Source organism: Nonomuraea sp. NPDC002799, assembly GCF_053592075.1.
Window position 1 is genome coordinate 226,341 of the sequence record NZ_JBSFVA010000005.1, and the last position, 22,287, is coordinate 248,627.

Here is a 22,287-nt window from a genome sequence, read left to right on the forward strand (position 1 = left end):
CAGAATAGGCTCCCGTCACGACGAGGAACACCTGAACCGGCGCGTAGCATCAAGGCAGCAACAGCACGTGCCGGTGGGAGATCCGCCATAGGTTCCGCCTCTCCGGGCAGGAGAGGGGGCAGCGTGTTCCCCACTGGCAAGGACGTTCGAGGAGTGCGGTGAGCGAGCAGGGCCCGCGACAGGGATTCTCCGGATTTCGGATGGGGAAGCCGTTCGGCATTCCGGTGTACGTCTCGTGGACATGGTTCCTCGTGGCGGGCTTCATCACGATCATGTTCGGGCCGCAGATGGGGCAGATGCTGCCTGAGCTCAGCAGCACCGCCGCCTACGCGGTGGCGTTCGTGTTCGCCGTGCTGCTCTACGTCTCGGTGCTGCTGCACGAGCTGGCCCACAGCGTCCTCGCCAAGGGGTACGGCCTGCCGGTCCGCAGGATCACCCTCTACCTCCTCGGCGGCGTCTCCGAGATCGAGAAGGAGCCGCCCACGCCGGGCAAGGAGTTCCTGGTCGCGGCCGCCGGTCCCGCGCTCTCACTGGGACTGGCCGGGATCGGCAAGGCCGCCGACGTCTACCTGATCAACAACGGCGGCATCCTCGAAGTGCTCGTCTGGCAGCTCTGGGTGGCCAACCTCATCGTCGGCGTGTTCAACGTGCTGCCGGGGCTGCCGCTCGACGGCGGCCGGATGTTGCGCGCGGGCGTGTGGAAGCTCACCGGCGACGCGAGCTCCGGCACCGTCGTCGCCGCCTGGGGCGGCCGGGTGCTGGCCGTCCTGGTGGTCGCCTTGCCGGTCGGCACCGCCCTGCTGAGCGGCCAGGAGCTCGACATGCTCGACCTGGTGTGGCCGCTGGTGCTGGCCTCGTTCATCTGGCTCGGCGCCAGCCAGTCGCTGCGCGCGGCCAAGATCCGGGCCAAGATCCCGCGGATCAACGCGCGCGCCCTGGCCCGCAGGGCGATCCCGGTGCCCGCCGAGACGCCGCTGGCGGAGGCGCTGCGGCAGGCGGGGGAGCGCAGGGCGGGCGCCATCGTGGTGGTCGACCACGACGGCAACCCCCTGGCCATCGTCAACGAGGCCGCCGTGCAGGCCACCCCCGAGCACCGCCGTCCCTGGGTGAACGTCGGCTCCCTGGCCAAGTCCCTGGAGCCCTCCATGGTGCTGGCCGCCGCCTTGACGGGTGAGCCGCTCATCGACGCCATGCGCGAGTCTCCCGGCAGCGAATACCTGCTCGTGGAGGACGGCGGCGAGATCTACGGGGTGCTCGCGACGGCCGACGTGAACCGGGCGTTCACCGGCGTCTGATTTGTCCCACTCGTTTAACGGTCGAGCCCCGGATAGGGTCGTGTCCAGCGGTTTCGGGTGACCGAAGCCCACTCTGGCGATTCTGCGATGCGAGGACTGGCCGATAGTGTGCTGTTTGGCCAAACTTGCAACAGTTAAGAGGTTTGTTGCGGTCCACCGGTTCACCGAATCGAGACGACCGGACCGCGGCACGGCCTCGTCGTCTGGGTATGCGTATGGCTGGGGGCCGGCACGGCAGTGCGGGTGCCGAAACATCGCCGGCTTCCGGGGAGGAGAGTTGAGTGACCGAGCGCAGCGAGGGCACCAATGAGCGCAGCACGGTCGTCATGAGGGAGGACGCATGACCGGCCATGGTTTCGGAGTGGTGCGTCCGCTTCCCGGAAACGGGCTCGTCGCCTATATCGGCGGCCTGCTGCTCGTGTGCGACGCCGGCGAGCGTGCCGCCGACGACCTGCTCAAGGCGCTGCGTGAGACCGCCGCCTCCGGTGGCGACGGCAGGGCGCTCGCCCGGCGCGCCGCCCAGGTGCTGGCGGCCAACATGGCGGGCGACCCGGCCACGTGCGCCGTCGCCGGCCCCGTCGGCGACGGGGTGGCCGTCCTGGTCAGCGGCTCGGCCGCGGCCATCATCGGCGGCTCCGCCGGCGAGACGCGGCTGGCCGGCAGCGACTCGCTGACCTGGGCCGACCGGCTCGTCACTGGTCCCGTCGAGCGCGTCGAGCTCAGCCTGCCCGGCGCCGGCAGTCCCCACCCCGCGGTCCGCTTCGAAGGCGGCGTCGTGCACGGCGGCGGCCTCATCGGCGACCTCGCCGGCCAGCCCTCGGCTCCCGCCGTCTCCCGCCCGCTGACCAGCGAGATGCCCGCCACGGCCTTCCACCTTGAGGCCGACCTGATCCAGCCGCCCTCGCAGCCGCAGGTCGAGCGCCCGCCCTATCCGCTGGCCGACCAGCCGCCGATGCCGCAGGGCGTGCCCTCGGGCCCGCAGGGCGCCCCCTCCCTGGACCAGCCGCCGCCCTACGTCCCGCAGCAGGAGCAGCCGCCCTACCACGCGCCCCACGAGCAGCCGCCCTACCACACCCCGCAGGATCAGCCGCCCTACCATCACACCCCGCAGGACCCCTCGCCTTACCACCCGCAGCAGGAGCAGCCTTCCTACGCCCAGGAGCAGCCCTCCTATCTCCAGGAGCCGCCGCCCCTGCTGGAGCCGCAGCAGCAGTTCCCCTCCTACGACGAGCCGCCCCCCGGCGCCGACCAGCCGATGCCGCAGCACATGGGCCCGCCCGACCACTACGACCAGCCCGCGCCGCCCCTGCTCGGTCCGCCCGACCACTACGACCACCAGGGCCCGCCCCAGCAGGACCAGCAGCCCGACCACGGCGACCGGTTGCTCGTCTACGGGGTCGACTGCAAGAACGACCACTTCAACGACCCCAGGGTGCCCTACTGCGCCGTCTGCGGCATCGCCCTGGTGCAGCGCACCCTCGTCCCCTACAAGGGCCCGCGCCCGTCGCTCGGCGTCTTCGTCCTGGACGACGGCACGGCCCTGCCCCTGGAGAGCGACTACCTGCTCGGGCGGGACCCGGAGCGGGCGCCGGAGGTGGCCGGCGGCAGCGCCAGGCCCGCCAAGGTGACCAGCCCCGACGGCTCGGTGTCGCGGCGGCATCTGCGGGTGGCGCTGGACGGGTGGGACGTCAACCTGGTGGACCTGGGCTCGGTCAACGGCACCCAGATCCAGCCGCCCGGTGATCCCAACTTCTACGACATCCCGCCCAACGAGCCCGTCACCATCGCGCCGGGGACCACGGTGCGGGTCGGCGTCTCACGTACGCTCCGCTTCGAGGCCCACCGGGGGTAGCCGGCCCGCCACGACGCTCGCGCTCCGCGGCCACGAGCGCGGGCGTCCGTCGTCCTCCTGGAGCGCCGCAGGGCCAGGAACGCCCCAGGAACGCCATGATCGCGTGCCGTGATCAGAGGCTGTCTCTGGGCCAGGGACGCGGGTCAGAGGCGGGGGCAGGGGCTTCGCCGGGAGTGCTGTTCGGGGTCAGGAACTCTCGTGCGCCCCGAAGTCGTGTCCGGAGCCGCCGCTGGGTCGCCGTGCAGTCCAGGCGTACGTCGAGCGGCCCGGCCAGACCGGTGTCCGCCCGGCGGCCGGCGGGCAGGCGATCCGCGTCGAGACCGTCGCGGCGGGCGATGAGCACGCCCAGCTCGTAGCGGGTCACGGCGTCCGCGCCCGCGACGTGCCACACGCCCGGATGTCCGCTGACCGCCAGCTCCAGCAGCGCCGCCGCCAGATCGCCGACGTGGATCGGACACCGGACGTCGTCGGTGAACAGCACGCCCTGATCGGCTCCCGTGGCCAGCGCCCGCACCCGCCTCTCATGCGGTGAGTCACCGTGCCCGAGGATCAGCGACGTCCGTACGACGGCCGCGCCGGGCACCATGGCCCGCACCGCCGTCTCGGCCGACGCCTTGGCCGCTCCGTACGGGGTGATCGGGTCGGGGGCGCACGTCTCGTCGTAGCGGGGAGCGGCGCCGGAGAAGACGGCGTCGCTGGAGACGTGCACCAGCCGCCCACCGGCCCGGGAGAGGGCCAGGGCGACGTGCGCGGCACCGTCGGCCGTGGTGGCCCAGTCCGCCTGCCGGTACGCGGCGTTCACCGTCGCCTCCGGCCGGTACGCCTCGACGACGGCGTTCACGTCCGCACTCGATCGCACGTCCAGAGGCAGCCACTTCGCCTCGGCGCGTTCCCCGGGCCGCGTCAGGTAGGTCGCGGCCACGTCGTGACCGGCCGCCGCGCATCGGCGTACGAGCTCGCCACCGAGCAAGCCGCTCCCACCCACGATCAGAACCCTCACAGGCCGCCACCTTAGCTCCTCGGCCTGTTCGCCAGGACCACGGCAAACGCGACATAAGTCCGGGCCACGCCCCTGAAGCCGCGATCCTGGCGGGCGGGCGGCGGCAAGGCGGAGAGGGGGCGAAAGGGGCCGGATCGGCGATTCCGGCGCCGATGTGCGCCGCTATAAAGGTGGCAAGCAGATTGTCTTACCGCTTCATATGAAATGTCGTGATTTTAGCGATAAGGCGGTGAATAAACGAAAAATCTTCGGAAAGGGGCTTATGCGGGCACGTCTGTCGGGTGGAGATTCCCCGCGAAAGGAGCCCGAGAATCGGTCGTCTCTTTCTTCACGATCCGGTCGGTCCAATAGGGAGGTCGACACCTAGGCCGGTCGGAAAGACCGTACGCCCCGTAACAGACGCACCGCCGCGTCCAGCCCGCTGGCCGCCTCCAGCGCCCGCCCGGCCGCCGTCGCGAAACGGCCCAGCAGATGCTCGTCGTCGACCTCGAACCCCCGCCCCGCGACCCACACGAACGTGCGGTCCCGCGCCACCGTCGGCACGGGAGCCGCCAGGAATCCCGGCTCGCCCACGGTGACGTCACGCGCCAGCCGCACCGGCGCCTCCTCCGCCGCCAGTTCCTTCAGCACCCCGGATTCGGCCAGCCACAGACACACGCGCAGCGGATCGTCAGGGGGGGCGTGCACGTGGATCGCGTGGGCCTCCCGCCGCAGCGTGTCCACGCGCACGAAGCCCGAGTACGCGGTGTCCGCGACCGCGGCGGCGGCACGCGCCAGCCGGTCGACCAGGTCCGCGGCCTCCAGGCAGGAGAACAGGGTGATGAGTTCACGCATGGCGACATCGACACGGTTGCATGGCATCGCGGAGGTCCCTCGGGGGGAGGGGGTTGAGATCGCGCAGCCCAATCGCGCGAACTCAAAAGCGGGTGCCCCGACTATCACCCCCGACGCGGCCCTTGACTAGTCTTCAACTGGAAATCGGGATTTTTGCCCATTTCGGCCTGGTGTCCGCCCCCGCCGCAACGCCCCGCCCCGAACGGCACGGCCCGCGCATGACACCTGTCCACACCCCGCCCGTACCGGACGCTGCCGGTTAAAGCCGAACAAACCACACAAGTTTGCACATGTCATCATGAGTCCCACGGAATAGCGCAAACGCCCCGAAAAGCCAGCACAGTCGTGCGGAAACGCCCGCCCCAGCCACCACAAAACCCTAGGAAGGCCGCAAACGGGCCCACATCACGTCATCGGCCCGCGGCGCCCCCTCGGCCTTCGGGAACATCTCCCGATGCACCCCCTCCCTGCTGAACCCCGCCCGCTCCAGCACCGCCTGCGACGCCGTGTTCGCCGCGTTGGTCCCCGCCACGATCCGGTGCAGGGCCGTCTTCGCGAACGCCCAGCCCACCAGCAGATCGACCGCCCGCGTCATGAGCCCCTTCCCCCGGAACGCCGGCAGCAGCGAGTAGCCGACCATGGCCTGCCCCAGCGCCGGCGTCACCTGCGTGAGCTGCAGATGCCCCGCGAACGCCCCGGAGGACGCGTCCCTGATCGCCAGCTCGATCCGCTGCCCCGACAACCACCAGTAGCCGGTGTACCGGCACCGCCGCTGGTTCTCCTCCTGGGTGCTGACGAGCCCCACCGTGTAGGCCGCGACACTCGGCTCGGTCAGCATCCGGTGGAAGTCCCCGACGTCCGCCACTGCCAGCGGCGTCAGCCGCGCCACTCCGTCGCTCAGCTCCCCGCCGTCGAAGAACGGCAGGTACGGCTCCGCCACCGCCACCGTGTCCCCGGCGAGCCTGCTGAAGGAGACGTAGTCGGCGTACCGCCCGTCCCGCATCCGCTTGGCCTCGCGGAGCAGCCCCTCCTCCCGGAAGCCCGCCTTGTACGCCACCCGCAGGCTGGCCAGGTTCTCCACCGCGCTCCGCAGCTCAAGCCGGCGCGCGCCCTGGTCGAACAGCCAGTCGGACAGCGCCCGCGCGGCCGTCCCCGCCACGTTCTTGCCCCGCGCCCACGGCGCCACCAGGTAGCCGATCCGCGCCGTGCCCCAGTGGTCCGGCGGCGTGGCGCCGGCGGAGCCGACCCACCGGCCGTTCTCCGTGATCGCGAAGTCCGCGCCGCCTTCCGCCCATCTGGCGTCGGCCGTGGAGAGGTACGCGCGCGCGTCCGCCATCGTGTACGGCTGGGGCAGCAGCGGCAGGAACGTGGCCGTCGCCGGGTCTGCGGACGCCGCCACGATCGCCTCCGCGTCCGCCGCCACAGGGGGCCGCAGAATGAGGGAACCGGTAGAGATCATGTCGCGGGGGAGCATCCCCCATAGATACCGCGCGCCCGGACGCGCTCGAAAGCCCTATAACCTTGCCGACATGGGTTTCCGCAGGCATGGGCCTTTCCAGGTGGGGGATCAGGTGCAGCTCACCGACCCCAAGAACAAGCGCCACACGATCACGCTCAAAGAGGACGGCGTCTTCCACACCCACAAGGGCGCCATCCCGCACAGCGAGCTGATCGGGCAACCTGAGGGCTCCGTCGTGCGCTCCTCCGGCGGCACCCAGTACCTCGCCTTCCGCCATCTGCTGCAGGACTACACGCTGGCCATGCCGCGTGGCGCGGCCGTCATCTATCCCAAGGACGCCTCGATGATCGTCGGCATGGCCGACATCTTCCCCGGCGCCCGCGTGATCGAGGCCGGCGTCGGCTCCGGCGCGCTGACCTGCTTCCTGCTGCGGGCCGTCGGCCCCGAGGGGCACGTCACCTCCTACGAGCGGCGCGAGGAGTTCGCCGACGTCGCGCGCAAGAACGTGGAGAAGTTCTACGGCGGCTCGATGGACGGCAACTGGCGCCTGGTCGTCGGCGACCTGGTCGCCTCCATCGACGAGACCGACGTCGACCGGATCATCCTCGACATGCTGGCTCCCTGGGAGTGCGTCGACGCCGCCGCCAAGGCGCTCACGCCCGGCGGCGTGATCTGCTGTTACGTGGCCACGACGACCCAGATGTCCAAGACGGTGGAGGCTATTCGCGATCACGGGTGTTTCACCGAGCCGCATGCGTGGGAGACCCTGGTTCGCGACTGGCATGTCGAGGGACTCGCGGTGCGGCCCGATCATCGGATGATCGGCCACACCGGATTCCTCGTCGCCGCCCGCCGCATGGCCGACGGCGTGACGCCGCCGCCCCGCCGTCGACGACCGAAGGGGACGACTGAGGAACTATGACAATTTGGCCACGAGGGTGCGTTGGTGCGTGACACGGGAACAGATCGCCGGGTTCATATGCTGGGTGTATTAAACCCGCTATTGGGGATTATTCAACGAACACTGAATGTCACTCGACGAACACTGCCCGGCCAGGTTACGGAGGGGCCCGAGATAGGTAAGGTCCTTAGTAGTCGCCCTCGACTGGGAAGGAGGTGACGGGGCGTGGCAGCTCGCGATGATGCTGAGGCTCGAGCCGCGCAGCGCGAACGGGAGGTCGCTGATCTTTCAACACAGGTCTCCTTCCTCCAGGAGGAGATCACCGCGCTGAGGCGGAAGCTGGCCGAGTCACCCCGTCAGGCCAGAGTCCTCGAAGAGCGTCTCCATGAGGCACAGGCGAATCTCGCGGCCGTGACAGGCCAGAACGAGCGCCTTGTGGCAACACTCAAGGAGGCCAGGGACCAGATCGTCGCCCTCAAGGAGGAGGTCGACCGGCTGGCGCAACCGCCATCCGGTTTCGGCACCTTCCTGGAGGCCCGAGAAGACGGCACGATCGAGGTGTTCACCGGAGGGCGCAAGCTCCGGGTGAACGTCAGCCCCGCCGTCGACGTCGACTCGCTGGCGCGTGGCCAGGAGGTCATGCTCAACGAGGCGCTCAACGTGGTCGAGGCGCTCGGCTACGAAGAGGTCGGCGAGATCGTGATGCTCAAAGAACTGCTCGACGAGGGCAAGCGGGCCCTGGTCATCTCGCACGCCGACGAAGAGCGCGTCGTGCGACTGGCCGAGTCGCTGGTCGGCCAGCCCATCAGGGCCGGCGACTCGCTCCTGCTCGAACCTCGCTCCGGCTACGTCTACGAGCGCATCCCCAAGTCCGAAGTCGAAGAGCTCGTGCTCGAAGAGGTCCCCGACATCTCCTACGAGGAGATCGGTGGCCTCATGCGGCAGATCGAGCAGATCAGGGACGCCATCGAGCTGCCCTATCTGCACGCCGACCTGTTCCGCGAGCACAAGCTGCGGCCCCCCAAGGGCGTGCTGCTCTACGGGCCGCCCGGTTGTGGCAAGACGCTCATCGCCAAGGCCGTCGCCAACTCCCTGGCCAAGCAGGTCGCGGAGAAGACCGGCCAGTCCGGCAAGAGCTTCTTCCTCAACATCAAGGGTCCGGAGCTGCTCAACAAGTATGTGGGCGAGACCGAGCGGCACATCCGGCTGGTCTTCCAGCGGGCCCGCGAGAAGGCCTCAGAGGGCACCCCGGTGATCGTGTTCTTCGACGAGATGGACTCGATCTTCCGTACCCGAGGCTCTGGCGTGTCCTCCGACGTCGAGAACACCATCGTCCCTCAGCTGTTGTCGGAGATCGACGGCGTCGAGGGCCTGGAGAACGTCATCGTCATCGGCGCCTCCAACCGCGAGGACATGATCGACCCGGCGATCCTGCGGCCCGGCCGCCTGGACGTCAAGATCAAGATCGAGCGGCCGGACGCCGAGGCGGCCAAGGACATCTTCTCCAAGTACCTCGTCCCCGACCTCCCCTTGCACCCGGATGACCTCTCGGAGCACTCCGACTCCCGCGAGGGCACCATCCTGGGCATGATCCAGAGTGTCGTCGAGCGCATGTACACCGAGAGCGAAGAGAACCGCTTCCTCGAAGTGACCTACGCCAACGGCGACAAGGAAGTCCTCTACTTCAAGGACTTCAACTCCGGCGCGATGATCCAGAACATCGTCGACCGGGGCAAGAAGATGGCCATCAAGCAGTTCCTCGAAAGCGGCCAGAAGGGCCTGCGGGTGCAGCACCTGCTCACGGCCTGCGTGGACGAGTTCTCCGAGAACGAGGACCTGCCCAACACCACCAACCCCGATGACTGGGCCCGCATCTCCGGCAAGAAGGGCGAGCGGATCGTCTACATCCGCACGCTCGTCTCCGGCAAGCAGGGCACCGAAGCCGGCCGGTCCATCGACACCGTCGCCAACACCGGCCAGTACCTGTAAGACCGCTGCGAGGAAGGGCCGCGCGGGCAGCCGCGCGGCCCTTCCCTTTCGTCTCCGCACAACCGGCGTCCGGCCGTGGTGCGAAAGGACACGGCGACACGGGCGATACACATGCACGCCACGGCGATGAGGCGCACACTGGGCCTGTGACCACGCTCAAACGCGTAGACGTGCACGTCGAAGGCATTGTCCAAGGCGTGGGCTTCCGTCCGTTCGTCTACGGTCTCGCCAACCGGCTGGGCCTGGCCGGCCGGGTGCGCAACGACGTCGACGGAGTGTTCATCGAGATCGAGGGCGCTCTGACGGGCGTCGAAGAGTTCCTGACCGCCCTCGAAAGCGAAGCCCCCGCTCTGTCCGAGATCGACCGGGTGACCGTCGTCAGCGGCGAACCGGCCGGGCACAGCGGCTTCACCATCGCCGCCAGCGATCCGTCGGGGCTGCGCCGCGCGCTCGTCTCGGCCGACACCGCCACCTGTGACGACTGCCTGCGCGAGCTGACCGACCCCGCCGACCGCCGGCACCGCTATCCCTTCATCAACTGCGTCAACTGCGGGCCCCGCTTCACCATCGTGCGCGGCGTCCCCTATGACCGGCTCCTGACCACCATGGCCGGGTTCGGCATGTGCGCCGGTTGCGCCGCCGAATACCACGACCCCGGCGACCGCCGCTTCCACGCTCAGCCCATCTGCTGCCCCGCCTGCGGGCCCGCGCTGCGCCTGCAGGACGCGCGGGGCGTCGAGCTCTGCGGCGACCCCGTCAGCGGCTGCGCCACGCTGCTGCGCGCCGGGCGCGTCGTCGCCGTCAAGGGCCTCGGCGGCTTCCACCTCGCCGTGCTCGCCGCCGACGAGCGGGCCGCCGCCGCGCTGCGCGGCCGCAAGCACCGAGAGGCCAAACCGTTCGCCGTCATGGTCGCCGACCTGGCGCAGGCGCGGCGGTTGTGCGAGATCGACGACGACGCGGCCGGCCTGCTCACCAGCCGCGCCCGGCCCATCGTGCTGCTGCCCCGCCTGCCCGGCGCGCCCCTCGCCCCGTCCGTCGCGCCGGGCAACCGCAACCTCGGGCTGATGCTCCCGTACACGGCGCTGCATCACCTCCTGCTGGCCGAGCTCCCCGGTCCGATGGTCCTGACCAGCGGAAACGTCTCCGACGAGCCCATCGCCCACGAGGACGCCGACGCGCTCACCCGCCTCGGCGGCATCGCCGACGCCTTCCTCGTCCATGATCGCGGCATCCACGTCCGCACCGACGACTCCGTCGTGCGGCCGATGGCGGGGCAGGTGAGCGTGCTGCGCCGGGCCCGCGGCTACGCCCCCGAGCCGCTCGCCCTGCGCCGGCCGGCGCCGCGGCCCGTGCTCGCCTGCGGCGCCGAGCTCAAGAGCACCTTCTGCCTCGTACGGGGGCGGCGGGCCTTCGTCTCCCAGCACATCGGCGACCTGGAGAACTACGAGACGCTCAGGACGTTCGTCGAGGGCATCGACCACTACTGCGGGCTGTTCGGCATCCGGCCCGAGACCGTGGCCTACGACCTGCACCCCGACTACCTGTCGACCAAGCACGCCCTGGAGATCCCCGACGTCGAGCTCGTCGGCGTCCAGCACCACCACGCCCACATCGCCTCCTGCCTCGCCGACAACGGCGACCAGGGGCCCGTGATCGGCGTGGCCTTCGACGGGCTCGGCTACGGCACCGACGGCACCATCTGGGGCGGGGAGTTCCTGCGCGCCGACCTGACCTCCTTCGAACGCCTCGGCCACCTCGCCCCCGTGCCGATGCCCGGCGGGAGCGCCGCGGTCAGGCAGCCGTGGCGCATGGCCGCCGCCTACCTCCGCGACGAGCATCCCGGCCTGGACGTCGTCCGCCGCAACGCCGAACGCTGGACCGACGTGCTCAAGATCGCCACCAGCGGGGTCAACTCGCCGCTGACGTCCAGCGCGGGCCGCCTCTTCGACGCCGTGTCGGCGCTGCTCGGCGTCCGGGACACGATCACCTACGAGGGGCAGGCGGCGATCGAGCTCGAACAGCGCGCCGACCCGGCCGAACGCGGCAGCTACCCCGCCGCCGTCCTCGACGACGGCCTGCTCGTCGTGGACGGCTCCGACCTCGTCCGCGCCGCCGCCGCCGACCTGATCGCCGGAGCGGGCACGGGTGTCGTCGCCGGGCGCTTCCACAACGGTCTCGCCGACGCCGTCGCCCGCACCTGCGTCATGATCCGGGAGGGTACGGGGCTGACCGCGGTGGCGCTGTCGGGCGGGGTCTTCCAGAACGCGCTGCTTCTCGGACGTACGGTGGAGCGGCTGAAAGGGGCCGGGTTCCGGGTGCTCAAGCACGTGCGCGTGCCGCCGAACGACGGCGGCGTCAGCCTCGGTCAGGCCGCCATCGCCGCCGCGCGAGACCGGTCGTCGTAGGACCCGGGCGTCGTGGGACCGGCGTCCGGGCGGGCGTGCGGACCGGCGTCGGGAACGTTCCCGGGAGCCGGTGTGTCCCGTTCGACGGGACGCGGGGCACGTGGACCTAGCATGGCGATCATGGAGTACCTCAACCCGGCCCGCGCCCCGTACACCGCGCAGGATCGTGCGCTCATCGGGGCCGAGCACGCCCGCCGGGCCCGCGCCCGCTTCGCCGCGCATCCCGCCTACCGGCCCACGCCCGTCCACACCGTTCCGGGACTGGCCGGGACGGAGGCCGTGTACATCAAGGACGAGAGCGGGCGCATGGGGCTGGGCAGCTTCAAGGCCCTCGGGGGCGCGTACGCCGTCCACCTGCTCGCCGAACGCGACGGATCCGGCGCCCCGTTCGTCTGCGCCAGCGCCGGCAACCACGGCATCTCCGTCGCCTCGGGCGCGCGCGAGGTGGGGGCGGCGTGCGTGGTCCATCTCAGCGAGGGTGTGCCGGAGCCCTTCGCGGAGCGGCTGCGGGCGCTGGGCGCCGAGGTGCGGCGCGGCGGAGCGGACTACGAGGCGAGCATGGCCGCCGCGCTGCGGGCCGCGCGCGAGCACGGGTGGCGGCTCGTGGCCGACAGCTCATGGGAGGGCTACACCGGCGTCCCGCTCGACGTCATGCGCGGCTACACGGTCCTGTTCGACGAACTCGCCGACCCCGGCGGCGTGTTCGGCGACGGGGGTGCCGATCGCGGTGCCCGAGTGCCGGAGGTGCTGCCGGGCGGGGTGCCGGAGGCGCTGCCGGGCGGAGTGCCGGAGGTGCTGCCGGGCGTGCGGCCGGAGGCGCTGGCGGGCGTGCGGCCGGAGGCGCCGGCGGGTGGGGGGCCGACGCATGTGTTCGTGCAGGCCGGCGTGGGCGGGCTGGCCGCCGCGGCCGCCGGTTACGTACGCGACCGCTGGGGTGAGCGGCCGAAGATCGTCATCGTCGAGCCGGACGCCGCGCCCTGCCTGCTCGAAAGCGCCCGCGCCGGCGAACCCGTCCGCGTGCCCGGCGGCCGCACCACCCTGGGCAGGCTCGACTGCCTCGAACCCTCCCTGCTCGCCCACCGCCTCCTCCACCACCTCGCCGACCTCTACCTGACCATCGCCGACGACCAGGCGGCCGCCGCCGCCCGCCTGCTCGCGAGCCACGACGTGGCCCTGTCGGACTGCGGCGCCGCCGGAGCCGCGGGGCTGCTGGCTCTCGGCCCCGCCACGCGCGGCGCGCTGGGCCTGGACGCCGGATCAAGGGTGTTGCTGGTGGGAACCGAGGGCCCGGTGGAACCAAAGTGATCAGTGTTACGTCAAAGGGGGCGTGCAACCACCCAGCCGGTCCAAACATGCTCGGGGGGACGGCCGGTTGGCCGAGCTCGACCTCCTGCGCTTCGCCGCCGCCCTGGCCGTCGTCGGCTTCCACCTTCTGGTCGCCTACGCCTCCGTCTGGGGTGACAGGCCCGCCGAGCTGTTCCCGGCGCTGGCGCCCATCGCGGGGTTAGGCATTCTGGGCGTCGAGCTGTTCTTCATCATCAGCGGGTTCGTCATTCTCATGACGGTGTGGGGGCGTGGTCTCGGCGGGTTCGTGCGTTCCCGGTTCGCCCGGCTTTATCCCGCGTACTGGCTCAGTCTCGGAGCCGTCGCCGCCCTCTACGGGCTCACCGGCGCCAAGGCGCTCGATCCAAAACTTTCACCAGGCGACTACCTGCTGAACGCCACCATGTTCCAGCGGTTGTTCAAGATCACTGATGCCAGCGGCGTCTACTGGTCGCTCTGGGCGGAGCTCCGCTTCTACCTGCTGATGTCCATCCTGGTGATCATCGGCGTCACGTACGGGCGCGTGCTGGTGTTCGCGGGGGTGTGGCTGGTGGCCGCGTTCGCCGCGGGACTGCTCGGCGACGACCTGCTCAACGAGATCGTCATGCCTGATTACGCCCCTTACTTCATCGCCGGCATGGCCCTGTATCTGATCCACAAACACGGCAGTGCCTGGCTCCCATGGCTCTACGTGGCCGCCGGCTACGCCCTGTCGATCGGCTCCGCCCTCGACCGCGTGCACCGGCGCGTCGACGCCGCCGGGTTCAAGAACATGCCCGTCACCGACACCAGTGTGATCATCGCGATCACGCTGATCTTCGTCCTGATGGCGCTCGTGGCGCTCGGCCTGCTCAGGCTGAAACCGTCCAGGACGCTCACCACCCTCGGCGGCGTCACATACCCGCTTTACCTGTTCCATGGCGTCGTCGCGGTGGCGCTGATCCCGGCGCTGACGGGGCACCTGCCCCCCTGGGCCACCGTTACCGTGACCGTGCTGACGGCCATCTTGGTGGCATATCTGGTGTACGCCTTTGCCGAACGCCCCATCCAGCGGCTACTCAAGCCCCGCAGATCATCACGAACCACATCAGCTCCGGTCGTACAGGTTGAAAAGGCGTCGGTGCCATAACTCTGTGGCCTCGGGGCACTGTGAAGGGCATAGGCTCGGGCATATAAACGGCGGATAGACAGACCCGGACGAACAGAGGGTGTTGCATGACGGTGCGTCGGGTGATGGGCATCGAGACCGAGTACGGCATCTCCGTACCTGGTCAGCCAGGCGCCAACGCGATGGTGACCTCCTCGCAGGTGGTGAACGCCTACCTGGCCGCCTCGGCGGCCCGCGCGCGCAGAGCCCGGTGGGACTTCGAAGAGGAGAATCCGCTGCGCGACGCGCGCGGTTTCGACCTGGCCCGTGAGGTCGCCGACTCCACCCAGCTCACCGACGAGGACCTCGGCCTCGCCAACGTCATCCTCACCAACGGCGCCAGGCTCTACGTCGACCATGCCCATCCGGAATACTCCTCGCCCGAATGCACCAACCCCCGGGCGGCGGTCATCTGGGACAAGGCCGGCGAGCGCGTCATGTACGACGCCGCCACCAGAGCCTCGGCCATCCCCTCCAACGCGCCCATCCAGCTCTACAAGAACAACACCGACGCCAAGGGCGCCTCCTACGGCTGCCACGAGAACTACCTGATGCGGCGGGCCACCCCCTTCGCCGACATCGTCCGGCACCTCACGCCGTTCTTCGTCTCCCGGCAGGTCGTCGTCGGCGCCGGCAAGGTCGGCATCGGCCAGGACTCCCGGGGCGAGGGCTTCCAGATCAGCCAGCGGGCCGACTTCTTCGAGGTCGAGGTCGGCCTGGAGACCACGCTCAAGCGGCCCATCATCAACACGCGGGACGAGCCGCACGCCGACCCCGAGAAATACCGGCGGCTGCACGTCATCATCGGCGACGCCAACATGTCGGAGATCTCGACCTACCTGAAGCTCGGCTCCACCGCCCTCGTCCTGGCCATGATCGAGGAGGGCTTCCTGACGCGCGACCTCGCCGTCGAGAACCCCGTCCAGGCCCTGCGCGCCGTCTCGCACGACCCGAGCTGCCGCTACGAGATCTCCCTGCGCGACGGCCGCAAGCTCACCGCCATCCAGCTCCAGATGGAATACCTGGAGCAGGCCCGCAAATATGTCGAAGAGCGCGGCACCGCCCAGGACGAGATGAACAAGGACGTCCTCGACCGCTGGGAGTCCGTCCTCACCCGCCTGGCCGAAGACCCCATGCAGCTCTCCCGCGAGCTCGACTGGGTCGCCAAGCTCGAACTTCTCGAGGGCTACCGCAGCCGCGACGGCCTGTCCTGGTCCCATCCCCGGCTGCAGCTCGTCGACCTGCAATACTCCGACATCCGGCCCGACCGCGGCCTGTACAACCGGCTCGTGGCCCGTGGCCGCATGCAGCGCCTCATCACCGAGGAAGACGTGCAGCGCGCCGTCGAGAGCCCGCCCAGCGACACCCGCGCCTACTTCCGCGGCCGCTGCCTGAGCCAGTACAGCGAATCCGTCGCCGCCGCCTCCTGGGACTCCGTCATCTTCGACATCCCCGGCAGGGAGTCGCTGCAGCGCGTGCCCACCCTTGAGCCGCTGCGCGGCACCAAGGCCCACGTCGGCGAGCTCTTCGACCGCTGCCGCACCGCCGCCGAACTCGTCGCCGCCCTCACCGGCGGCGACTAACCTCCTCGTCCGGCCGGGCGGCGCACGCCTCGGATCCCCGGACCCGCCCAGGCGAAGAGCGCCTCGGATCGGGCCGCCTCAAGTCGGGCCGCTTCAGATGGGGCCGCCTCGGATCAGGTCGGCTCAGATCAGGCCGATGCCGAGTGTCAGCGTGCCTGCCGCCAGGCACGCGCCGCCCGCGTACGTCAGCCAGATCAGCCTGCTCGGCTTGGTGTCGCCCGGGCGCACCACCGACAGGAAGAAGCCCAGCGGCATCAGGATCGGGGCCGCGACGATCAGCGTGCGCGTCAGGCCCTTCCACCCCTCCGACAGGCTCGTCTGATCCACATAGAGCATCGCCACCAGGCCGAACAGGACCAGGACGCCCGCGTGGGCGTGCCCCGCGCGCCACAGGCCGCGGCGCACCGGGTTGTCCAGGTAGCCGGGGACGTTCTTCATCAGGAACGACAACAACGAGACGCCGCCGAAGGCGACGAGCGGGACCGTGATGAGGAGCACACCTGCTGTGCTCAGGGACGATGGGGACATCTGGACCTCCTGTGGGTACGGGCCCCCATTATTGGATAGGACTGCTATCTAGTCAACGTCGCAAGATCGCTGGGCGTTCGGCGCGAAATGTCGCCCGGTTCGGGGAAGATATGCGGTAGAGGCAGTCCCCCAAGCGGAGGTAGGACATGGCAACCAAGGACACCGGCGGCCAGAAGCAGGCCGGCAAGCGCGAGTCCGAAGTCGAGGAGACCGAGGCCTCGGCGGCACCTGACGTCCAGGAGCGGCAGGAGAAGCTCACCGACGACGTCGACGCGATTCTGGACGAAATCGACGAAGTTCTCGAAGAGAACGCAGAGGAGTTCGTGCGCAGCTACGTCCAAAAGGGCGGCGAGTAGAGCAAAACGTACGCATGGGTGGAAGCGCCTGAGGAGCGGTGTCCGGGCGGTGGGGACGTCAAGGCGGTCTCCGCGTTCGGGCCCGGCGAGCGCGCGGCCGACCGGCGTCAAGCCGGTTCCCGCGTTCGGGTCCGATCCTGTGGCCGACCGGCGGCGCGTGGCCGCACGGCGGGCGCGGTGTCGGGAGGCCCGCTTCTGGAGGCGTTCCACTCAGGTTGCCGGGAGCGGACGGCCGGGCAGGGCAAGGCCGTGCGAGAGGAGCGCACGCTCGCCCGCCGGGGCCGGCCGGCCTTTCACTCCTCGGGCATGGTGTATTCGACGGCCACGCCGAGCAGGCGGACGGGGCGGTCGAGGTCGAAGCGGCCGAGGATGGCGACGGCCGCGCCGGACAGAACGCGGGCGTCGATGGTGGGGGCGGGAAGTTTCGACTGGCGGGTCCGGGTGCGGAACGGGGTGAAGCGGACTTTGACCGAGACACGGGCCACCTGGCGGTCCGCCGCGGCGGCGTCCTGGGCGACCTGGCCGGCGAGCGCGGCCACGTGCCGGGCGATCTCGGCCTTGTCGGTGAGGTCGTGCTGGAAGGTGGTCTCGCGGCTGTGGCCGCGGGCGACCCACGGGGTGGTGACGACTTCGGCTTCGCCCTTGCCGAGGGCGAGGTAGCGGTACCAGGGGCCGTTGGTGGGGCCGAAGTGCCGGGCCAGCTCGGCGGGGTCGGCGGCGGCGAGCTCGGCGACGGTGCGGAGGCCGAGTGCCGCGAGTCTCTTGGAGATCCTGGCGCCGATGCCCCAGAGGGCTTCGGTGGGGCGGTCGTTCATGACCTCGGCCCAGTTGTCGCTGGTGAGACGGTAGATTCCGGCTGGTTTGGCGTAGCCGGAGGCGAGTTTGGCCTGGTGCTTGTTGTCGCCGATGCCGACCGAGCAGGACAGGCCGGTACGCTCGCGCACGGCTCGCCGCAGGTCGGCGGCGAGGGCTTCCGGATCGTCGGTGGCGGCGCCGATGAAGGCCTCGTCCCAGCCCCAGATCTCGACGAGCACCGGAAACCCGCGGAGCACGGCCATGACGCGCTCCGAGGCGGCCTCGTAGGCGGGCGGGTCGCTGGGCAGGAAGGTCGCCTCCGGGCAACGCCGCAGGGCGGTGCGCAGCGGCATGCCGGAGTGGACGCCGTGCTCGCGGGCCTCGTAGGTGGCGGTGGCGGCGACCGTGCGGGGCTGGGTGGGATCCCCTGAGCCGCCGACGACGACGGGCCTGCCACGGAGCTCGGGATGACGCAGGAGCTCGACGGCGGCGATGAACTGGTCGAGGTCGACGTGCAGGATCCAGTCCCTGGTGGACATGGTGACCAGTATGGCCTTGTGCCGTGTCAGGTGGCCGTCGGTATGGCGGCGTGGCTCGCAGGTGGCCAGGCGGCGGTCCGTAAGGGGCGTGGTCCAGGCGGTCAGGCGGCCGTCGATACGGGGGCGTGGCCCGGAGGGGGTCAGGTGGTGCTGTGGAGGTCGCCGTCGCGGTAGACGAGCGCGCGGCGGGGGACGGCCCAGGCGGGTGTGCCGAGGGGTGGTTCCGCGCCTTCGGGGACGACGAGCTGGATGAGCGCGGCGGGGGATTCGAGCGTGACGAGGGTGTGGGTGCCCAGGTTCTCCAGGACGGAGATGACGCCGGGGAGGCCGTCGGGGCGTTCGGCGGGGGAGAGGTCCATGTACTCGGGGCGTACCCCGTAGACGATCTCGTCGTCGGCGGTGAGGCCGTCCGGGAGGGGGAGGGTGGCGCCGGCCACGCGCAGGGCGCCGGCGGTGATCTCGGCGGGCAGGAGGTTCATCGGGGTCGAGCCGATGAACGAGGCGACGAACGTGGTCGCGGGGCGGTGGAAGATCTCGGCGGGGGTGCCGACCTGGATCATGCGCCCCCGGCTCATGACGGCGATGCGGTCGGCGAGGGCGAGGGCTTCGGCCTGGTCGTGGGTGACGAAGACGGTGGTGACGGCGAGCTCGCGCTGCAGGCGTTTGAGGAAGGTGCGCGCTTCGAGGCGCAGGCGGGCGTCGAGGTTGGACAGGGGCTCGTCGAAGAGGAAGGCGGCGGGGTGACAGGCGATGGCCCGGGCGAGGGCGACGCGCTGCTGCTGGCCGCCGGAGAGCGCGGCGGGGCGGCGGTGCAGGAGCTCGGTGAGGCTGAGCCGGGCGGCGACCTCGGCGGCCTTGGCGGTGCGCCGGGCGCGGGGGACCTTCTTGATGCGCAGCGGGTAGGCGATGTTGTCGGTGACGTCCATGTGGGGAAAGATCGCGTAGTCCTGGAAGACCATGGCGACGTCGCGGTCGCCCGGCGGCAGCGCGGTGACGTTCACCTCGTTTATGCGGATATTTCCGGAAGTGGGGATTTCTAGGCCGGCGATGGCCCGCAGGAGCGTCGTCTTGCCGCAGCCCGACGGGCCGAGCAGCGCGAAGAACTCCCCGTCCGTGACCGTGAGGTCGATGCCGTCGAGGGCGCGCACTCCGCCGGGGAAGACCTTGGTCAGGCCGTGCAGGGAGATCACCGTTTGATCCCTCCGTGGAAGCGGAAGCCGTAGCGCTGGGAGACGAACAGGTACATCACCACCACCGGCAGCGAGTACAGCAGCGAGAAGGTGGAGATCAGGTCGAGCTTGGGCGCGCCGCCCTCGGTGTAGAGGGTGTAGAGGATGACCGAGCCGGGCGCCTTGCCGGGGTCGCGCAGCAGGATGAACTGGAACAGGAAGCCGCCCCACACGCTGGCCAGCGCCCACACCGCGATGGTGGCCAGGCCGGGGCGCACCAGCGGGACGACGATGTGACGCAGGATCTGCAGGGGCGAGGCGCCGAAGACGCGGGCGGACTCCTCGTAGGAGGTGGGCGTCTCGTCCATGAAGTCCTTCAGGATGAAGATCGCGGCGGGCAGCAGGCCGCCGGAGACGACGAGGATGACGCCCAGGTGGGTGTCGATGAGGCCGAGCCGGGTCGCCAGCTCGAAGATGGGCACCATGGCCGCCGTGCCCGTGACCACCGACGACAGCAGGAGCAGCAGGTAGAGCAGCACGTCGCGGCCTGGCACGCGGACCCGCGACAGGGCGTAGGCGGCCAGGGCGGCCAGGACGACGACGAGCGCCGCGGCGCCGCCGCCCTGGATGAGGGAGTTGCCGATGGAGCCGAGCGCGTACGGGTTGTCCAGGATGGCGGCGAAGTTGCGCAGCGTGAACTCGGGGATCGACGTGGTGATCGACGGCGTGTCGTCGAAGGGCGCGCTGGCCAGCCAGAGCATGGGCAGGGCGAAGAAGGCCAGGACGACCGCGACGAAGACGGTGGCCGCGAGCCTGCCGAGGGTGTGCCGGATCATGCGGGCGGCCCTCCCGTCACGGTGGCCTCCCGCCGGCCGCGCAGCAGCCGCAGGTAGGCCAGCGCGAAGAGGAGGTTGATCAGCAGGATGAGGAAGGAGATGGCGGCCCCGGCGCCGAGCCGGCCGTCCCTGAGGGCGACGCGGTAGACGTACACGGGCAGGATCTCCGAGCGGCCCTCGGGGCCGCCGCCGGTGAGGACGAACGGGGTGAAGTCGTTGAACGTCCACAGGCTGATGAGCAGCAGGTTCGTCAGGATGTGGCGGCGGATGCGGGGGAAGACGACGTCGCGCAACTGCTGCGGCACGCTCGCGCCGGCCAGGCGGGCCGTCTCCAGGTGGGAGGGCGGCACGTTCTCCAGGGCCGCCGAGTAGAGCATCATGGAGAACGCGGTCCCGCGCCACACGTTGAAGACGATGATCGACAGCAGCGGGTAGTCGAGCAGCCAGGCGAAACCCGGTGTGTGCAGGAGGGCGTTCAGGGTGCCGTCGTCACGGTCGAGCAGCGCGAACCACAGGAACCCGACGACCGTGCTGGGCAGGATCCACGACAGCAGCACGACGCCCTCGACGACCCGGCGCAGCGGGCCGGTGCGCGAGCGCATGATCCAGGCGAGCGCGAAGCCGAGCCCGGCCTGGCCGATGATGGCCGAGCCGCCGACGTACAGCAGGGTCAGCCACAGCGAGGTGCGAAAGCGCGGGTCGGCGAGCGCGTCGGCGTAGTTGCCGAGCCCGACGACCTGCGGATCGGCGGCGGACAGGCCGGTGAGGCGGTAGTCGGTGAGCCCGAGGTAGACGGTCCACAGAGCCGGGAAGATCAGGAAGACGGCGATGAGGACGAGAGCGGGCAGGACGAACGCGACCGCCCTGCCCCGGCCCAGCCCCGCCGCGTCAGCCGCCGACGTTGGCCGCGCCACCGACCAGTCCCTCCAGCTTGGCCTGATAGGCGGCGGCCGCCTCGTCGGCGCTCTTGCCGCTGACGACCGCGGCCGTGGCCTCCTGCAGGGCCGTGGAGACCTGCGGGTAGACGGCCAGGCCCGGCCGGTAGGCGGTGACCGGCAGCACCTCGTCCGCGATGTAGCCCAGCATGTCGTCCACGATGAGCACCTCGTCGTTGACGTCGGTGCGCGAGCTGATCCGCGCCTGCCCGGCGAGCTGCGACTTCGTCGCCGGCGCCGAGTGCATGAAGGCGAGCAGGTCCCAGGCGAGCTTGGGGTTCTTGGAGAACGGGTTCAGCACGCGTACGGCGCCGCCGGACATGCTGACGAAGTCCTGGCCGCGCAGGCCCGTGCCGGGCTGCTTGGCGGGGATCCTGGCGTAGCCGACGACCTGGTCGCGGTCCTTCATGGGGGCGACCCCGGCGGTGGGCTCGATGACGGAGCGCCAGAAGTAGTCGCTCTCGGCCAGGATGCCGATCTTGCCGGCGGCGAACTGGGCGAAGGACTTGTCGCGGCCCTTGGCCTCCTGCTGGAGCTTGGGGTCGCCGAGGCCGCTGCCGCCGTAGATCTGCTGGTAGAAGCCGAGCACGTCCTTCATGGCCGGGGAGGCGCCGGTCCACTTGCCGGCCGTGTAGATCTCCGACCCGGCGCCGGCCAGCAGCGGCAGCACGCCCTGCATGGTGGTGGCCTCGCCCATGGCGGTGCCGGCGTCGATCTGGATCGGGGTCGGCACGCCCGCGGCCTTCAGCTTGACGCCGGCGTCGATGATCTCCTGCCAGCTCGCCGGCGCCCACGGCTCCGGCAGCCCGGCCTTGGCGAACAGGGTCTTGTTGTAGAACAGGACGCGGCCGTCGGTGCCCTGGGGCAGGCCGTACTTCTTGCCGTCGAAGATGCCGAGGCCCTGCACGGCCTGCGGGATCTGGGCCCAGCCCTCCCACTGGCCGACGGTGGCGCCGCCGACCTCCGACAGCGGCTTGACGTAGCCGGCCTGGGCGAACTCGCCGACCCAGATGCCGTCGACGTCGATGACGTCGGCGCCGGTCTTCGACTTGAGATCGAGCGCGATCTTCGTCTTGTACTGCTCGTCGTCGACGCCGCTGGGCTGGAAGAGCACCTTGACGCCGGGGTGCGTCTTCTCGAACTCGGGGATCACCCACTGCTTGATCCAGTCGGCCGACTCGGAGTTCTTGCCGCCGGAGATGGAGTTGGCGGCGATCGTGAGGGTGACGCTGCCTCCGCTGGTGTCCGCGCCGGTGCCGCAGGAGGCGAGCGCGAGGGCGGCGACGGTGGCGAGGGCGGCGCCGGCGGCGATCACCGCAGGTCGGCTGGGGACTCGCATGT

General features: G+C 70.5%; 18 protein-coding genes. 9 read left to right on the forward strand and 9 right to left on the reverse strand.

The window, feature by feature from the left end:
• The first annotated feature begins 158 nt into the window (after positions 1-158).
• Both ACWD0F_RS12510 and ACWD0F_RS12515 read left to right on the forward strand, forming a co-directional pair.
• Positions 159-1,295: a site-2 protease family protein gene (locus tag ACWD0F_RS12510; RefSeq protein WP_449874671.1), complete on the forward strand. Its 1,137-nt coding sequence runs from the start codon at positions 159-161 to the stop codon at positions 1,293-1,295.
• A 340-nt stretch (positions 1,296-1,635) separates the two neighbouring features.
• On the forward strand, positions 1,636-3,147 hold the full coding sequence (locus ACWD0F_RS12515) for an FHA domain-containing protein (protein WP_449874673.1): 1,512 nt from the start codon (positions 1,636-1,638) through the stop codon (positions 3,145-3,147).
• 112 nt (positions 3,148-3,259) lie between these two features.
• Here the strand turns inward: ACWD0F_RS12515 and ACWD0F_RS12520 are convergent, their stop codons facing one another.
• From ACWD0F_RS12520 to ACWD0F_RS12530, 3 genes are all read right to left on the reverse strand, one after another.
• On the reverse strand, positions 3,260-4,147 hold the full coding sequence (locus ACWD0F_RS12520; protein WP_449874675.1) for an SDR family oxidoreductase: 888 nt from the start codon (positions 4,145-4,147) through the stop codon (positions 3,260-3,262).
• A 363-nt stretch (positions 4,148-4,510) separates the two neighbouring features.
• Complete coding sequence (locus ACWD0F_RS12525; RefSeq protein WP_449874677.1) at positions 4,511-4,981, reverse strand: hypothetical protein; 471 nt, start codon at positions 4,979-4,981, stop codon at positions 4,511-4,513.
• 379 nt (positions 4,982-5,360) lie between these two features.
• Positions 5,361-6,455 carry a GNAT family N-acetyltransferase gene (locus ACWD0F_RS12530; protein WP_449874679.1) on the reverse strand — a complete coding sequence of 365 codons (1,095 nt, stop codon included), beginning with the start codon at positions 6,453-6,455 and terminating at the stop codon, positions 5,361-5,363.
• A gap of 55 nt (positions 6,456-6,510) precedes the next feature.
• Between ACWD0F_RS12530 and ACWD0F_RS12535 the strand changes: the two genes are divergently transcribed.
• The 6 genes from ACWD0F_RS12535 to dop all read left to right on the forward strand — a co-directional run bounded on the left by ACWD0F_RS12535 (position 6,511) and on the right by dop (position 15,788).
• A complete protein-coding gene (locus tag ACWD0F_RS12535; RefSeq protein WP_449874680.1) occupies positions 6,511-7,362 on the forward strand; it encodes a tRNA (adenine-N1)-methyltransferase in 852 nt (283 codons plus the stop codon).
• A 204-nt stretch (positions 7,363-7,566) separates the two neighbouring features.
• The gene (arc, locus tag ACWD0F_RS12540) at positions 7,567-9,330 is read left to right on the forward strand and encodes a proteasome ATPase (RefSeq protein WP_449874682.1); all 1,764 of its coding nucleotides are present in this window, start codon (positions 7,567-7,569) and stop codon (positions 9,328-9,330) included.
• A gap of 146 nt (positions 9,331-9,476) precedes the next feature.
• Complete coding sequence (gene hypF / locus ACWD0F_RS12545) at positions 9,477-11,735, forward strand: carbamoyltransferase HypF (RefSeq protein ID WP_449874684.1); 2,259 nt, start codon at positions 9,477-9,479, stop codon at positions 11,733-11,735.
• A gap of 120 nt (positions 11,736-11,855) precedes the next feature.
• Positions 11,856-13,040 carry a pyridoxal-phosphate dependent enzyme gene (locus ACWD0F_RS12550; RefSeq protein WP_449874685.1) on the forward strand — a complete coding sequence of 395 codons (1,185 nt, stop codon included), beginning with the start codon at positions 11,856-11,858 and terminating at the stop codon, positions 13,038-13,040.
• Positions 13,041-13,107: 67 nt separating this feature from the next.
• Positions 13,108-14,187 carry an acyltransferase family protein gene (locus tag ACWD0F_RS12555; RefSeq protein WP_449874687.1) on the forward strand — a complete coding sequence of 360 codons (1,080 nt, stop codon included), beginning with the start codon at positions 13,108-13,110 and terminating at the stop codon, positions 14,185-14,187.
• 86 nt (positions 14,188-14,273) lie between these two features.
• Positions 14,274-15,788: a depupylase/deamidase Dop gene (dop, locus tag ACWD0F_RS12560; protein ID WP_449874689.1), complete on the forward strand. Its 1,515-nt coding sequence runs from the start codon at positions 14,274-14,276 to the stop codon at positions 15,786-15,788.
• A gap of 123 nt (positions 15,789-15,911) precedes the next feature.
• Here the strand turns inward: dop and ACWD0F_RS12565 are convergent, their stop codons facing one another.
• Entirely contained in the window at positions 15,912-16,316 is a 405-nt protein-coding gene (locus ACWD0F_RS12565) for a hypothetical protein (protein ID WP_449874691.1), read from the reverse strand.
• 146 nt (positions 16,317-16,462) lie between these two features.
• Here ACWD0F_RS12565 and ACWD0F_RS12570 point away from each other — a divergent pair, with 146 nt between their 5' ends.
• Positions 16,463-16,672 carry a ubiquitin-like protein Pup gene (locus ACWD0F_RS12570; RefSeq protein ID WP_449874693.1) on the forward strand — a complete coding sequence of 70 codons (210 nt, stop codon included), beginning with the start codon at positions 16,463-16,465 and terminating at the stop codon, positions 16,670-16,672.
• Positions 16,673-16,965: 293 nt separating this feature from the next.
• Here the strand turns inward: ACWD0F_RS12570 and ACWD0F_RS12575 are convergent, their stop codons facing one another.
• The 5 genes from ACWD0F_RS12575 to ACWD0F_RS12595 form a co-directional block, all read right to left on the reverse strand.
• Positions 16,966-18,006 (reverse strand): DNA polymerase IV, encoded by a 1,041-nt coding sequence (locus ACWD0F_RS12575; protein ID WP_449874695.1) that lies wholly within the window; start codon positions 18,004-18,006, stop codon positions 16,966-16,968.
• Between the two features lie 140 nt (positions 18,007-18,146).
• Positions 18,147-19,196, reverse strand: coding sequence for an ABC transporter ATP-binding protein (locus tag ACWD0F_RS12580; protein ID WP_449874697.1), 1,050 nt, complete (start codon positions 19,194-19,196; stop codon positions 18,147-18,149).
• Positions 19,193-20,011, reverse strand: coding sequence for a carbohydrate ABC transporter permease (locus ACWD0F_RS12585; protein WP_449874699.1), 819 nt, complete (start codon positions 20,009-20,011; stop codon positions 19,193-19,195). The genes ACWD0F_RS12580 and ACWD0F_RS12585 overlap by 4 nt, the downstream gene beginning before the upstream one ends.
• Positions 20,008-20,925, reverse strand: a complete 918-nt coding sequence (locus tag ACWD0F_RS12590) for a carbohydrate ABC transporter permease (protein ID WP_449874701.1) — start codon at positions 20,923-20,925, stop codon at positions 20,008-20,010. Before ACWD0F_RS12590 ends, ACWD0F_RS12585 begins: the two co-directional genes overlap by 4 nt.
• Positions 20,900-22,285 carry an extracellular solute-binding protein gene (locus ACWD0F_RS12595; RefSeq protein WP_449874703.1) on the reverse strand — a complete coding sequence of 462 codons (1,386 nt, stop codon included), beginning with the start codon at positions 22,283-22,285 and terminating at the stop codon, positions 20,900-20,902. The genes ACWD0F_RS12590 and ACWD0F_RS12595 overlap by 26 nt, the downstream gene beginning before the upstream one ends.
• Between the last annotated feature and the right edge of the window lie 2 nt (positions 22,286-22,287).

What these genes read in the sequence shown, in the direction of transcription:
- dop (WP_449874689.1), top strand. Translation starts at nt 14,274, where the DNA reads ATGACGGTGCGTCGGGTGATGGGCATCGAGACCGAGTACGGCATCTCC.
- ACWD0F_RS12585 (WP_449874699.1), bottom strand. Translation starts at nt 20,011, where the DNA reads ATGATCCGGCACACCCTCGGCAGGCTCGCGGCCACCGTCTTCGTCGCG.
- ACWD0F_RS12575 (WP_449874695.1), bottom strand. Translation starts at nt 18,006, where the DNA reads ATGTCCACCAGGGACTGGATCCTGCACGTCGACCTCGACCAGTTCATC.
- ACWD0F_RS12535 (WP_449874680.1), top strand. Translation starts at nt 6,511, where the DNA reads ATGGGTTTCCGCAGGCATGGGCCTTTCCAGGTGGGGGATCAGGTGCAG.
- ACWD0F_RS12595 (WP_449874703.1), bottom strand. Translation starts at nt 22,285, where the DNA reads ATGCGAGTCCCCAGCCGACCTGCGGTGATCGCCGCCGGCGCCGCCCTC.
- ACWD0F_RS12570 (WP_449874693.1), top strand. Translation starts at nt 16,463, where the DNA reads ATGGCAACCAAGGACACCGGCGGCCAGAAGCAGGCCGGCAAGCGCGAG.
- ACWD0F_RS12525 (WP_449874677.1), bottom strand. Translation starts at nt 4,981, where the DNA reads ATGCGTGAACTCATCACCCTGTTCTCCTGCCTGGAGGCCGCGGACCTG.
- ACWD0F_RS12565 (WP_449874691.1), bottom strand. Translation starts at nt 16,316, where the DNA reads ATGTCCCCATCGTCCCTGAGCACAGCAGGTGTGCTCCTCATCACGGTC.
- ACWD0F_RS12515 (WP_449874673.1), top strand. Translation starts at nt 1,636, where the DNA reads ATGACCGGCCATGGTTTCGGAGTGGTGCGTCCGCTTCCCGGAAACGGG.
- ACWD0F_RS12530 (WP_449874679.1), bottom strand. Translation starts at nt 6,455, where the DNA reads ATGCTCCCCCGCGACATGATCTCTACCGGTTCCCTCATTCTGCGGCCC.
- ACWD0F_RS12550 (WP_449874685.1), top strand. Translation starts at nt 11,856, where the DNA reads ATGGAGTACCTCAACCCGGCCCGCGCCCCGTACACCGCGCAGGATCGT.